The sequence below is a fragment of the uncultured Gimesia sp. genome, from assembly GCF_963972345.1.
GTDB lineage: Bacteria > Planctomycetota > Planctomycetia > Planctomycetales > Planctomycetaceae > Gimesia.
In genome coordinates this window covers 1-12,708 of the sequence record NZ_CAXAVM010000068.1, presented here as the reverse complement: position 1 = coordinate 12,708, position 12,708 = coordinate 1, and the positions used below count along the sequence as shown (strand labels likewise).

The 12,708-nt window shown below is 52.5% G+C and carries 13 protein-coding genes; 10 read left to right on the top strand and 3 right to left on the bottom strand.

Features of this window, described 5'->3' with window-relative positions; translation table 11 throughout:
- Nucleotides 1-392: 392 nt before the first annotated feature.
- The 10 genes from AACZ40_RS13320 (at nt 393) to AACZ40_RS13275 (ending at nt 7,565) form a co-directional block, all read left to right on the top strand.
- Nucleotides 393-560, top strand: coding sequence for a hypothetical protein (locus AACZ40_RS13320; RefSeq protein ID WP_291177399.1), 168 nt, complete (start codon nt 393-395; stop codon nt 558-560).
- 1,131 nt (nt 561-1,691) lie between these two features.
- Nucleotides 1,692-1,949, top strand: a complete 258-nt coding sequence (locus tag AACZ40_RS13315; protein ID WP_291169537.1) for a hypothetical protein — start codon at nt 1,692-1,694, stop codon at nt 1,947-1,949.
- A 36-nt stretch (nt 1,950-1,985) separates the two neighbouring features.
- Nucleotides 1,986-2,498 carry a hypothetical protein gene (locus AACZ40_RS13310; protein WP_291169534.1) on the top strand — a complete coding sequence of 171 codons (513 nt, stop codon included), beginning with the start codon at nt 1,986-1,988 and terminating at the stop codon, nt 2,496-2,498.
- Between the two features lie 134 nt (nt 2,499-2,632).
- The gene (locus AACZ40_RS13305; RefSeq protein ID WP_291169532.1) at nt 2,633-3,085 is read left to right on the top strand and encodes a hypothetical protein; all 453 of its coding nucleotides are present in this window, start codon (nt 2,633-2,635) and stop codon (nt 3,083-3,085) included.
- Nucleotides 3,086-3,125: 40 nt separating this feature from the next.
- Nucleotides 3,126-3,800 (top strand): hypothetical protein, encoded by a 675-nt coding sequence (locus AACZ40_RS13300; RefSeq protein WP_291169529.1) that lies wholly within the window; start codon nt 3,126-3,128, stop codon nt 3,798-3,800.
- Nucleotides 3,801-4,003: 203 nt separating this feature from the next.
- Nucleotides 4,004-4,261 (top strand): hypothetical protein, encoded by a 258-nt coding sequence (locus AACZ40_RS13295; RefSeq protein ID WP_291169526.1) that lies wholly within the window; start codon nt 4,004-4,006, stop codon nt 4,259-4,261.
- Between the two features lie 139 nt (nt 4,262-4,400).
- Entirely contained in the window at nt 4,401-5,738 is a 1,338-nt protein-coding gene (locus tag AACZ40_RS13290) for an anti-phage deoxyguanosine triphosphatase (RefSeq protein ID WP_291169523.1), read from the top strand.
- Between the two features lie 304 nt (nt 5,739-6,042).
- Nucleotides 6,043-6,513 (top strand): SRPBCC family protein, encoded by a 471-nt coding sequence (locus AACZ40_RS13285; RefSeq protein ID WP_291169521.1) that lies wholly within the window; start codon nt 6,043-6,045, stop codon nt 6,511-6,513.
- Complete coding sequence (locus AACZ40_RS13280) at nt 6,494-6,838, top strand: winged helix-turn-helix domain-containing protein (protein ID WP_291169518.1); 345 nt, start codon at nt 6,494-6,496, stop codon at nt 6,836-6,838. Before AACZ40_RS13285 ends, AACZ40_RS13280 begins: the two co-directional genes overlap by 20 nt.
- 526 nt (nt 6,839-7,364) lie before the next feature.
- A complete protein-coding gene (locus tag AACZ40_RS13275; protein WP_291169515.1) occupies nt 7,365-7,565 on the top strand; it encodes a cold shock domain-containing protein in 201 nt (66 codons plus the stop codon).
- A gap of 64 nt (nt 7,566-7,629) precedes the next feature.
- On the opposite strand, the gene AACZ40_RS13270 is transcribed toward AACZ40_RS13275, so the two are convergent.
- The 3 genes from AACZ40_RS13270 to AACZ40_RS13260 all read right to left on the bottom strand — a co-directional run.
- Nucleotides 7,630-8,997, bottom strand: coding sequence for a metallophosphoesterase family protein (locus AACZ40_RS13270; RefSeq protein ID WP_291169512.1), 1,368 nt, complete (start codon nt 8,995-8,997; stop codon nt 7,630-7,632).
- 167 nt (nt 8,998-9,164) lie between these two features.
- Entirely contained in the window at nt 9,165-10,604 is a 1,440-nt protein-coding gene (locus tag AACZ40_RS13265; protein ID WP_291169510.1) for a DUF1501 domain-containing protein, read from the bottom strand.
- Nucleotides 10,605-10,619: 15 nt separating this feature from the next.
- A partial coding sequence (locus AACZ40_RS13260) for a DUF1553 domain-containing protein (protein ID WP_339674630.1) occupies nt 10,620-12,708 on the bottom strand: 2,089 nt, incomplete at its 5' end.

The window sequence follows — 12,708 nt, the reverse complement described above, 5'->3', positions numbered from 1 at the left end:
TGAAACCCCACCCGTTCGAGATGTAATCCTGCGGGTCGCCACACATCGCAACGCTTCGCCCCGGCACCGCCACTGCTCACCCCAGCATCGGTCCTCTTTCAACCCGTATCGCCACATGATCTTTTTCATTTCCGCTTGACCTCCCCACGCCCTTCCCGAAAATAATCCACCATGAATAACCCAGCAGGCAAGGGAACCACTAACACCAGATACCAGATCGAACAAAAGATTGAACTCCACAACCATACCCTCAAACATAACTCAACATCCTCTCACACCACGGGTGCCATCTGTCGGCTTGCCCGACAGTGCGCGAACAACCATCCCAACCCAGAGAAACAGGGTGAGCCCGAATGCAATTCGGGCCGAGCAGAGCGAGCAGGAGGTCGCAGTTGCCACGCACGATTCAGAACCAGGCTCACCCCACCCATTCAGCGTGTGGCACCGTTGGCTTGCCCAACGGTGAATGTGATAACGGCTCCCATACACGTTTCGCAAAGCATTATAAAGATCGGCTCCCACTCACCGCAGATGAAAATCCCGCACCACTCAATGATTAAAATAAGGTGATCGATATTCATCATAGACCACTCCAGATGAACCTCGTATTTTCCCAGTTCGCAAAAAACCGCGGCTAACGCCGTACGGCTAATTATCGAGAAAAAATGGGTAGCCCCGGATGTAATCCGGGGTGAGCGCAGCGAACAGAAAACTGTCAGGGCAATCGCACAATTCAGAACAACACAGCCCACCCATTCATCGTAGGGGGCGTCCCATGTGTCGACCCGCCTGGCGAGTATCAACCCATTTCACAGCACAATGGCAACAGATAAAACATTCCAATCAATATTTTCAACCACGAAAAACCTGAAATCACACGAAAGAAAAATGGGTGAGCCCGAATGCAATTCGGGCTGAGCGCAGCGAGCAGGAGGTCGCAGTTGCCACGTACCATCCAGAACCAAAGTTTCCACACCCATTCGGCACCGTCGGACAAGCCGAGCGGTGGCACACGGACGTCGTATACTGTTGGGTATATTCCAATTACTTAAGAGGTATCCGGATGGCACCGGGCCGATCCGACAGTGCTGGTACAAACCCGGAGAAAACTCCTGAAGCGGGTAGCCTCGAATGCAATTCGAGGTTGTCGCAGACAACAGGAAACTGTCAGGGCAATCGTTCAAATCAGAACAAAAAAGCCAACCCGTTTTCGTAGGGGTCGACCCATGTGTCGACCCGCCTGGCGGGTATCAACCGCGTATCACCCACAATGGGAACAGCTGAGACACCCCAGTCAGAATTTATGACCACGAACGACCCGAAACCAGTCAAAAGAAAAAGGGAAAGCCCGAATATAATTCGGGCCGAGCAAAGCGAGCAGGATGTTGCAGCTGCCTCGTGCTTCCATGATCAGGATTCTTATACTCACACGGCACGGCCGGACAAGCCGGACCGTGGCACACGGATATCTCTATCTTAGTTGAAATGTCTCCTGCAAAATCAGACCTGCGCGTACCATCCATGAGAGTGATTCAATTCAATATGAATTTTATCCAAAGAGCCCGTATTCCGCGAGCGGAACATCCCGCACGGAACCTGCCGCACACATTTTCATAAGATTACGGTTACGTTTTGTCTGTAACTGATTAAAATAGGAACCGCTCAACCTGGTCATCGCAGGAGACATTCTGATGTCAGAAAATAAAAGATCATTCCTCATTCGTTTTCTGTCCGCGGCCCTTCCCCTGTTGCTGGTACTGTATGTCTTGAGTATCGGCCCCGTTTCCGGATATCTGGTCACTCCTTCCGGCCTGCGGGACGATGTCTCTTCTGAAACACTTGGACGGATTGAGTCTTTCTACACTCCCGTAATCTGGGCTGTTAACAGTAATGATTTTTTATTGAGCATCGCTGAGAAATATGTTGAGTTCTGGGAAGACATTCTTTAATACCCGCACTGCTTTTAACAGGAACCTGAAAACACGATGTTGAAATGGCTCTTACTGATTCTCGTTTGTTTCCTCACCTGCGGAACCGCAGCAGCAGAGGAACTCTATCTGTTGCGTCTGGATGCCGTAGGCTACGTCAAATCTTCCGCAGACACGCCGCAGGAGAAGGTCCTGCAAAGTATCGAAGTCGTGGCACGCCTCGATGAACAGTTTCACAGCAAAGTGATTTCAGGGCCGGAAACGCAAATGCTGTCGGGCAAATTCTATTCTAAGGAGGGAAAGCTAAATGTCCGCCTGCACTACCAGCGACTGCTTGATGTGGGGAATGTCGTGCCCGTTTCCATCGACAGGGATGGCATCGTCATCACCGAACCCGTACTGGATCGAAGTGAAATCCAAACGACAGTCGAAGTGAAACTCAACACAGAGACCTGGGTTGGCAGGTTTGAAATAGAATCAGACAGCACACAGGGATCGACCAAGACCAGTTCCAGGTCAAAAGTGAACTATCAGCTGTTTCTCTCCCGCTACGAACCTCCAGCGGAATAATATTGAACACAGCTTGCTATCTGATATGATTCAGGCAGAGAAAACAGACACAATAACACGCGGTATTTTCCGAGGAATCATTTCTTCAACAACGATTTAACAGGCGAATGTTGCCTGGTAATCGGGAGGCAGATATGAGTGATTTAAGCAGAAGAGACGCCGTCAAACTGGTCGCGGGACTCGGCTTCGGCATGGGGGCACTGTCAACCCGAGACGCTGCAGGTGCAGAGCCCGCTCAGCCGGAAGACAAAATGCTGCAGGCGGCACTCGAAAATCCCTCCCGGTTCATGTTCACAGCCCAGCGGACGTTCAAGACCACTCCGTCCGGATACCGTCTTATCTTTACCTCGGCCCTGCGCAAACCGACCGACCACCCTGAAGGAGTCAGCATGCTGCCAGCTTCGATGCGAATCTTCCGGGCTAACGCCGATCAGGACGAATTCACCCGCAAAGGAGGGCTCTACTGGAAGTGTGACAAAGAGGCAGGACAGATCCAGTTCAGGAATCCAGGTGAATTGATCATGGTTATTTACGATCAGGATGGCACCGTCAACTGCTACTCTCTGTTCTATGATGTGCGCTGCTGAATCTTTTTTTTGAGCCCCTTTCATTACGGGAAGACAGACGATGATCGATCGCGAAAAACGCAACCAGCTGGCATCCCTGATTCGCCAATACCTTAACGGGCAAGCTGAATCAGCTGATTTCGAAGAATTGCCGTTTGAATATTACAAGTCAGATGACCCTGCACTTATTTTTGTTGCTGATGAACTCCCGATTCAACCGGAGAACGATGCGAACGCCCTCACAAAACAGGAGTGGGATTACATTCAGCGACTGCTTCTGCTGCTGGAATCCAATTCAACAGTTTCCTACCAGTATTCCAGTGACCGGTCCTGGACACAGCCTGCCGCTGCCGTGTTATTATTCACCTGTCTCTTCATCGTTCTCTTGACCGGGTTCAGCTGGCATCTATTCCTGTACTTCATTCCTGTGGGGCTCGCCACGATTCTGCTGCTGTTTCTCGGGGAACCTGTGCCGGAAGTGCGGCCTTTCGATCACATCGTCACACCATTTCACTCAATAGCCGACCTCGGTATTGCTTACGACTCGGCTAACTTCGTTAAGCAACGCTATACCGCTCCTTCAAAATACAGGAATAATAGTTTCTTTCTCAGATTTCTCGGAGCCGATGTATCGATATTATTTGTTTTTCTGTTCTTGATATGTATGCCTCCTTTCGCGTTAATATTCCTGTGCTTTCTTGATTCTGACTGTGAAATTAAAGTCCAACCAGCGTAAGAATAATCAGATTAAAATGCCTCTGACTGGATCGAAAGCTGTTCCGGATTTCATTGAACTTGCACTGCTTTTGTAATCATCGTGGCGGAATCCGAAAATCAATCCCCCTGCTCCTTTCATCGAGACCCGATTTTGCACTTACACTGATTCACTATTTGTTTAAACTATCTGTAGCTGAAAGAAATCACACTGAGGATTCGGGCATGTCTGCACATCATCAAACTAAAGTCACCAGCATTCTGCGCTCGCTAAGTTTCATGCTGGGCCTGTTTGTGTTGATTTATGTGCTCAGTGTGGGACCCGTGATTGCCATTTTTAGCTATTCTCACGGGTATATGTCCCCCGATCAGATTCGGCTCGTCAATTTCCTGTATGCCCCCTTAAGCTGGCCCGCCGATTGCAGCGCCTCGTACCGCGATCTGTTCAGCGCCTATGTCAGCCTCTGGTTAAGACTCATCTGAGCAGTTGCGACTATTAAAACAGAGTGATCTTTCCCCTGCTCTGGCCATGCTTCTGATTTGCGCCGGAAGTGTGTATAATCCTGCACCATGCTGACATGAATGAACTACAAATATACAGGAAAACCGCTTCAGGGCTACGATGGAAGATCACTGGATACTACGCAGACGTGAGGACGAAGAGGGGCACCCGCGAAAGACGTTTAACGATCCCGACTCGGAAAACTTTGAGTCACAGTTCCTCCGCGATAAAGCCCGGATTATTCATTCGTCCGCGTTTCGTCGGCTGCAGTCGAAAACGCAGGTCTTCTCACTCGGGGACAGTGACTTCTACCGCACGCGTCTTACGCATTCTCTCGAAGTCGCGCAGATCGGTGCCAGTATTGCCTCGCACCTGCGGTTTTCGTCACCCCAGAATCAGCTCTCCACGCTGATTCCCTCCAACAGTCTGATCGAAGCAGTCTGCCTGGCGCACGACCTGGGACATCCCCCTTACGGGCATGGTGGTGAATATTCACTGAATAAACACATGCACCAGGCTGGCGGCTTTGAAGGCAATGGTCAGACCCTGCGCATCGTCTGCCGCCTGGGTGAGTTTTCCGATCATCATGGCCTGGATCTCACCAGGAGAACCCTGCTGGGGCTGTTGAAATATCCCGCCACCCATTCGCAGGTGGCCAACTATGAAAAATTACAGGATCACGATAGCGATTCCCCCTCGAAACTTTCGCTCTATCGACCTCCCAAATGCATTCACGACGATGACGCGGATCTGCTGGCCTGGATCCTGCAGCCCTTCTCCGCCAGCGATCAGGCGATTCTCTCAGAAATCAGGACCAGGCCAGGCGGGCATGCGAAAACGGTCCGCAAGTCCTTCGATACCTCGATCATGGAACTGGCAGACGACATTGCGTACGGCGTGCACGACCTGGAAGATGCCATTGCGCTGGGGCTGGTCTCCCAGAAGATCTGGGAAGCCGAAGTCATGGAGCAGATCGGGGCTTTTGAAGACTCGTACCTGGCGAATGTCGTCACCCGTTACACGGAAAAGCTGTTTTCCAGCTCGCATAAACAGCTCAAGCACGGCATCAGCAACATCGTCGGCGGCCTGATTCGCGATACCGAAATCCGGGATCTGGAATCAGGCGAACACGAGCTGATCCGTTACAATGCCTGCCTGAAAGCGGACTCGGCTGCGATTCTCGAGATCTTGAAAACGTTTGTCCTCAAACATGTCATTCGGCAGCGTCAGAACCAGATTCTGGAAATCAAAGGCCAGATGATTGTCGATAAACTGTTCGACGCTCTGCTTGAAAATCCGGAACGACTGTTGAAGCCGGACGAGTATGAGCTTTATAAAACTTCCAATTCGAAACGGGTTCTGTCTGACTATGTCTCGGGCATGACTGACCTCTACGCCAGTCGTCTCTACAGCAGCCTGTTTCTGCCCCAGTCCGGATCGCTGTTTGATCAGTTCTGAATTCGAGCCAGTTCCGGCAGCGGATTCAGAAATTCTGTGATTGCAGGGAAGACAGCAGTATCCCCGTGTCGTTTCGCGTGCCTCTCTCATTAGCTGCCCGGCGTACGCCGGACGCTTCATTGCGGGGATGAGACGTTTTTGAGAATCTGTCTGCAATATCTGATTGGAGAGAAACGATACCCCAGAATATTTCCAGAACTACAGACTTGACATGCAACTGTATGGTTGCGTATAAAGACAGTCGATGTGCAACCGCTGGGTTGCGAGTAGTGGTTCAGTTGCTATAATCGAGAGGAGACAAGTGATGGTATCTTCCAACAGTGATGTCATTAAAAAGCAGATCAAGCTACAGGCTTCCCAAAATCGTGTCTGGAATGCATTAACGAACTATCGGGAGTTCAGCGCGTGGTTTGGCGTGAACCTGGAATCCCCGTTTGTGCCGGGGGAGACAACTGTGGGACAAATTACAATTCCGGGTTACGAGCATGTTAAAATGGAAGTGGAGGTCCACCAGTTACAGCCCGAAACGTTATTTTCGTTCTACTGGCACCCTTATGCGATTGAGCCTGACTATGATTATTCTCAGGAGCAGCCGACGCTGGTTGAGTTTCACCTGGAAGCAATAGAAGACGGAACTCTCCTGACGGTCATCGAATCCGGTTTTGATGCGATACCTGCGGTACGTCGCGACGAAGCCTTTCGTATGAACGACGGGGGCTGGACCGGACAAATCAAAAATATCGAGACCTATCTCAATGAAAGTATTCAAACGTGATGTCGGGCAGTTATGCAGGCGCGCCCCCCTGTTTGCGGCCCTGGGTGATGAAACCAGATTGACGCTCTTAATGAAGCTGGGAGATGGCCAGCCCAAGTCCATCTCCCAGCTGTCGAAAGGGGAATCCGTATCCAGGCAGGCCATCACCAAACATCTGCAGGTCTTAAACGAGGTCGGACTCGTACGCGGTGTGCGGCAGGGACGTGAAAAACTCTTCCAGGTTGAAAAAAAGCCGCTGGAGGAGGTACGGACCGCCCTCGATCTGATTTCCAGGCAATGGGACGATGCACTGGATCGTTTGAAAACGCATCTCGAAAATTCCTGAATATCAGTTTGATGACCGTAGACGAGTTTCGTGAAAGCCCAGGTCGCCTGTGATCTGGTATTACAGGCAAGTGGGCCGACTGGGTAAATTGCCCCGGGATTTCCAGTGGAACGGGCACGTTTCCGCTATTCGTTCCGTTTATCAATCTGCAGCCTGTTAAGACTGAGAAGGTCGGGATTGTCCGGTTCCCGGGCCGACTGCCGAAATGAATCGGAGAGGCCTGTTTTTTGCTTCGCCAGGCGGCCAATGGGGATCTTGAAACAGCGTCAAACCCGGCCTGTTTACCTTTACAGGTACTCGGCTTTCAGTATAATGAACCTGTCATGAAAGTATGACGAGCAGAGACAAGGTGTAGAATAACCTCCTTCGGGTCGTTCATCTCTTCCCGCTCCATTGTGCGTAGCTGGCCTACTACGTAAGTATCCGCTTCGGTTTTTGTAGCTTTATCTGCTTTCATTTTTTGATCCGCAACAGCTCGATTGCAGTACTGTCGCGTGTCACCGGTTTATTTGGTTGGAGAGCAGAAATGCCACAAGGTAAGATTAAGAGAATTGTTTCAGATCGCGGATTCGGGTTCATTGAAGGCGAACGGGGCGACCTGTTTTTTCATTATTCCGAAGTACAGGGTGTCACACTCGAAGAACTTCAGGAAGGTCAGCTGGTCGAATACGAAGTCGGTCAGGGTCGTAAAGGTCCCTGTGCCACAGGCGTGAAAGTCGTCGACTAGTCATAGACCGCTGGACTGAACAGACATTGCGCCCGGATATTCTCCGGGCGTTTTTTTTGTGGACTTAATCTTTCTCAGCAGAACCGACGCGGTCCGGGGTATCGGGAATCTGATTGATCAGTTCATTCGGCCCCCCCTGGCGGGAATTCTTTCGCAGGGTAAAAGCATCGTAGAGCGTTCCCGTCGCGGTGAATGCCTGGTAGCGGATCTCCTGTGGTTCAACCGTGATGACCTGGTACAGCTGGGTTTCAGCGGCGCGTCTCAGAAAATCATTCTCTGCTTTGAGTTCATACATTTTCGGACCACTGACCGAGACGGCATACACGGTTCCCCCTGCTGATTGGCGACGTGCTTTCTGCCCGGTGTTCTGTCCGGAGTTTCGTTGCAGAACCAGTCCCGTGCGTCCATAAGAGTGATCGTGTCCCTGCAACACCAGATCAACCTGGTATTGATCATACAGCGGCTGCCAGTGCTTGCGGAGTTCCGGATTGTCCCGCCCTTCACTGACCGAATTAATGGGATGATGGTGTGTGACGATCGTCCAGCGGTTCGGGTTGTCTTTGAGGACGGTCTCCAGCCACCTGGCTTGTGTTTCGATGTCGTCCATCGAATTCAGCCCGATCAGACGAATGCCCTGGAAGTCAAGATAATAGACCGTTTCTTTCATTCCACTGGGACCGTTTTCCGGAAATTCAAACCGTTGTCGCCAGCGTCGCGCCAGATGCCTTTTCTCGGTTTTCTGTTCCTCAGCCGTCGGGTTCACACGGTTGATGTCATATTCATGGTTGCCCGGAATGGCCAGGTTTGGGAGCATCCCGTTCAACCAGCCTCCGGAATTGTTCCACTCTCCCCATTCCTCATCCTTATTTCCGCGATTCACCAGATCACCGGCATGCAGCAGAAAGCGAGCCTGGGGGGCTGTCAGTACCGCCTGGCGAATCACGCGTGACCAGAGCGATTTGATCTGGTTCTGTGCATCGCCGAAGTAGATGAAAGTGATAGGGGCTGCTTTGTCACTCAAGGTGCGAAACTGCAGCCATTCACTCCAGTTTTCCCCGGCACCGACCCGGTAGGCATACAGGGTGTCCGGTTTGAGGTCGGTAAAGGTCAGCGCGTGGAAATGGCAGTCTCCCCGATCAGTTTTCAACTCACTGGTTTCCGCTTTCAGCTGACGCGATCTTTTGACAAACTCGGGGCCCTCGCCCGCGAAAGCGATTTCGCCAAAACATTCGTTGACGGAAGTGTCGGTTCGCCAGGTGACGGACTGCGCATGGGCGGGATCCTGTTTCCAGGTCAGCATGATACGATCGGGCACCGGCGTCGGCTGGTAAATCTGTCTGTCCGCCTCCCCGGCATAGATCTCCTGAGGAGCACTAAACGGCACAAGGAGCAGGCTGAACAGGACTGATAGAATACAAAAGCAGTGGGACATGATGTGCCTTCATCTTTGAAACAGCAGAAACGGATTCGGTCGAACGGCGGGAGACGTAATGAGTTTGTCAGTCCGGTTATATCGCGCACGAGTAGGACAGATTAAGTCTACCGGCAGCGGATCAGCCTGAATTCACTGAAACTTCAAATAAAGGAACGCCGATTGTTTCAGGAAAACAGTTCGGAAACGACACGACCTTCAACATCGGTCAGACGGAAATCCCGGCCAGCATGACGGTAGGTCAGGCGTTCGTGATCGATGCCCAGCAGATGCAGCAGCGTGGCGTGCATGTCGTGCATGTGAACTTTATTCTCGATGGCTTCGTGGCCGAATTCATCAGTGGTACCATATGAGAAACCGGCTTTGACGCCGGCACCACACAGGAAGTGTGTGAAGCCTTTGGGATTATGGTCGCGGCCGTCAACGCCCTGCTTGAACGGATTGCGACCGAACTCACCGCCCCACCAGATGAGCGTGTCTTCCAGCAGTCCGCGCTGTTTCATATCCTGAATCAGGCCGGCGACCGGTTTGTCAGTGGCGCGGGCATGCGTTTCATGTTTCTGGATTTTACTGTGCTGGTCCCAGCGGGGCGTATTTCCATTGTCGGCGTAATTCACCTGGATGTAGCGTGTTCCCGCTTCCGCCATGCGACGGGCCAGCAGGCACTGGCGGCCGAAATCATCCGTTTCTTCCTGGCCGATTCCATACAGATCGAACGTGGCCTTAGATTCTCTCGACAGGTCCGTCAACTCCGGTGCATACTGCTGCATCCGGAACGCCAGTTCGAACGAGTTCACGACCGCCGCCAGTTCGTCATCGTCCTGGTTGGACTGCCGTTGACTCTGGTTGAGTGACTGCAGCAGGTTCAACTGCTGGCGTTGCCGGGCAAGTGACCACTGTTGATTTTTGACATTATTAAAGCGGGCTTCTTTCGCCGGTTGTGCAGCCCGACCGAGTGCGGTTCCCTGGTAATGGGAGGGCAGGAACGCATTGGAGTAATTGCGGGGGCCGCCATTCGACGCCGAGGGAGAAATCGTAATGAAGCCGGGAATGTTTTCATTTTCGGTTCCCAGGCCGTAGGTCACCCATGAACCGACCGAGGGCATAATCAGGTTGGTGGTTCCCGTATGCAGGAACAGGGTACTCGGACCGTGGGCTACACCGTTGGTGTGCATGCTGTGGACGAAGCACAGATCGTCCACCTGCTTGCCGATTTCCGGAAAGAGGTCGGAAACCCAGTGGCCGGTTTCCCCGTACTGGCGGAACTTCCAGAGGGACTGCATGACTTTCTCTTTGCCGTAACCGCCGGTCTTGGCGATCTTGCGGGAATCCTTGAATTCCAGTTCTTCTCCGTCTTTTTTAGCCAGCAGCGGTTTATAGTCGAAGGTATCTACCTGGCTGGGACCGCCCTGCATGAAGATGAAAATGATGCGTTTGGCACGCGGGGGAAACATCGGCTCCTGCGGTGCCAGTGGATTCTGCGGGGAGACGGAAGGACTGTTCGCGCGGGCGGAATTCAGCATGCCGTTCAGTGCCAGTGAACCAAAACCGCAGGCAGAACTGGCCAGTAACTGACGACGTGTAACGGGTTGATATTGTGGGAACATGGAATCACTCCAGGTTTATTTAATATAGCGAAAATCGATGCAGGCAATGATCGTCTGGCAACAGGCGGTCCACCGTTCCAGTTCTGTAGCAGAGTCCTGCGCATCGGTCTGATTCAGGAAGGCAGCAGTATTATTTCGTTCCGCCTGGCTGGGAAGCCGTCCCAGGGACAAACGAAACAGGGCATTGATCCGGGCCGCATCATCGTCGGGGTATTTCTCCAGCAGTCGCTGAGCGGTATTCTGCGCCTGTTCGATGACAAACGGGTTATTCATCAGGTACAGCGCCTGCGTGGAAAGCGTGCTGGTATTTCGTCGTCCTACCGACAGGTTGGGATCGGGAAAATCAAAGATCGCCAGTAGATCATGCAGGCGGTTACGAAAGACCGGCACATACACACTGCGGAAATGATTTTGGAACTGGTAGCCGTACTCCGACTTTGTATCGGGGCGGATGGTCTGCGCTTGCTGCGACAGATCCAGCTTCCCACTGACAAGCAGGATCGTATCGCGGATTGCTTCCGCATCCAGGCGTCGATGATTCTGGTGAGATAGCAGCCGATTGTCCGGATCTGTTTCGCGTTGTTCTGCACTGGAGTGGCTGGAAAGCTGATACGTCTTCGAAAGCACGATCTCGCGAATCATGGCTTTGGTCGACCAGCCATTATCGATCAGTTTCAAAGCGAGGTGATCCAGCAGTTCGGGGTGAGAAGGTGTCTCGCCTCGGAAACCGAAATTGTCCACTGTGCGGACCAGGCCGGAACCGAACAGGTGATGCCAGATCCGATTGACATACACGCGGGCTGTGAGCGGGTTGTGGGGGTCAGTGATCCAGCGGGCCAGTTCTCTGCGACCACTGGCATCTGCGGGGATAGCCGGCGCTTGCGAAGTCTGCGCGACCGTGAGGAATCCGCGGGGCACTTTTTTGCCCACGTGATGGACGTCGCCTCGAAGCAGCAGGTGGTAATCGCCCGGTTCGTCCTGCTCATAGACCGACATGATCTCAGGAACTTCGGGGGGAGCGGTTTTCTTGTGATGTTCCATTTCGGTCTTGAGGGCGGTAAGCTGCTGCCTGGTTTCTTTGATTTTCAGCAACGTCTGTTTGTATTCGGAGACAGCGGCCTGCTCTTGTGTTTTGTCCGCAGGATCGGCGGGCGCGGAAATAAAACGGATGGCGTCGACAATCACATAGCCGTCAGTCCCCTCATTGGAAACGATGATTTCATCATCGGCGGTCCCTGAGAATTCAAACTGGCCGACGGAGGCGAACGTACCGTCTGTCGGCTCGATGCGCTGATTCAAATAAACCGTCTGTTTTCCTAAAGGCGTCTTGACCGTAATCGGCACGCGTGAAGCCCGCGATTCTGCCGAATTGTAGGCCAGCTGGACATCGTAACGGCCCGACTTGAGCTTGCGAGGGGAAAACTTCACCAGCTTTTCCCCTTTGGCGGTATGCTTATCGTGAATATAGCCTTTGCCGACATAGTTTTTGTAGAAAGTGGATTCGGTCCAGTCGCCGATCAGCGTTGCCGCGGAATCATCCAGCGTGATCGTATTCAGGTTGGTTCGCAGCAGCTTTAATTCACTTTGTTTTGATTTAATCTGAGAATCCAGGCTGGCCAGAGTCTGCTGGTAGGCGTCGTACTTTGTCTTCTCGGGCGCCGGCAGTGGCAGCGGGCGTTTGGTCCAGCCCGAGACATTTCCCGGAGTCAGCATTTTCGTACTGCGAAAGATGCCGGCCAGCGCGTAGTAATCGGAAGCCGGAATGGGATCAAATTTGTGATCGTGGCAGCGGGCACAGCCCAGCGTCATTGACAGAAAGGCTCTGCCGACCGTCTGGATCTGTTCGTCGATCACATCCATCCGCAACTGCTCTTTATCCTGCTGTTCGTAGTTCGTGGGGCCCAGCAGCAGGAACGCGGTCGCTACCAGCTGTTCGCGACGCTGCTGATAGTCTTTCGCGTCCAGCAGATCACCGGCGATCTGTTCGGTGATGAACTGATCGTACGGTTTATCTGCGTTGAACGAATCGATGACATAGTTCCGATACCGCCAGGCAGAATCATATAACAGGGAGCGGCCGCCCCCCGTAGACTGTGAATAGCGG